This window comes from Erysipelatoclostridium sp. MSK.23.31 (assembly GCF_019125875.1).
In the GTDB taxonomy this organism is placed as follows: Bacteria; Bacillota_I; Bacilli_A; order Erysipelotrichales; family Coprobacillaceae; genus Thomasclavelia; species Thomasclavelia ramosa.
Genome location: NZ_JAHOCB010000109.1, coordinates 1 through 855 on the forward strand (window position 1 = coordinate 1; position 855 = coordinate 855).

An 855-nucleotide genomic window follows, 5' to 3' on the forward strand; every position below is an offset into this window, starting at 1 on the left:
AAGATGAGGGAACATTAACAACAGTTCAAGATCCCGTTACAATAAATTTGAATATTAAGTGGATGGATGTAGGTGATTTTGAATTAAGAAAAACCAATGATACTGGAAAATTAATTGACGGTTCAGAATTTTCATTAAAACATACTACACTTGATTTTGAAAAGAAACTAGTTGTAAAGGATGGTAAATTATCTATGACTGGATTACCAGTCGGAGAGTATCTATTAACTGAAACAAAAGTACCTAGTGGTCATGCGGTTCTTCAAAAGACGTTTCAGGTAACAGTTAATAAAGATCAGACAACAGAACAGATCGTTGTCAATAAATTAAGACCAACAGGTACGTTAGAGATAAATAAGACATTAGAAGCTTCTAATGTAGAGGCTAATAAAGCTGATTATGATTTAACAAAAGTACAATTCAAGATTACTGCAAACCAAGATATTTATGATAGTGTTTCTTTAGAAAAATTATATTCTAAAGGAGATGCGATTACTGTTGGTTCAGGTAAAGGAAGCAATGATGATGTCGTAAAATTAGTGAATGGTACAGAATTAGAAAACGGTATTTATACATGTGATACAAATGGTAAGTTATCTTTGTCTGGATTGCCAATGGGAACATACAGTGTGGAAGAGATTGCCTGCCCAGATGGTTTTGTTTTAGATAAAGAAATCAAAACGGTACAGTTTGCACAACAGGATTTTGTTACGTTAACTTACACTTCTTCATTAAATATAAATAATGAATTAACAAAAACAGTTTTCAGCAAGGTAACTGCTGATGGGGACAATCTTTACGGTGTTCCAATGGAAATCGTAGATGTCAAAACTGGTAAACAAGTTTATAACTGGA

General features: G+C 32.5%; 1 protein-coding gene. It reads left to right on the forward strand.

Going from position 1 to position 855, the window contains the following annotated elements; all coding sequences use genetic code 11:
- Positions 1–855: prealbumin-like fold domain-containing protein (locus tag KSU54_RS18505; protein ID WP_217749078.1), on the forward strand; the 855-nt coding region annotated here is incomplete at both ends.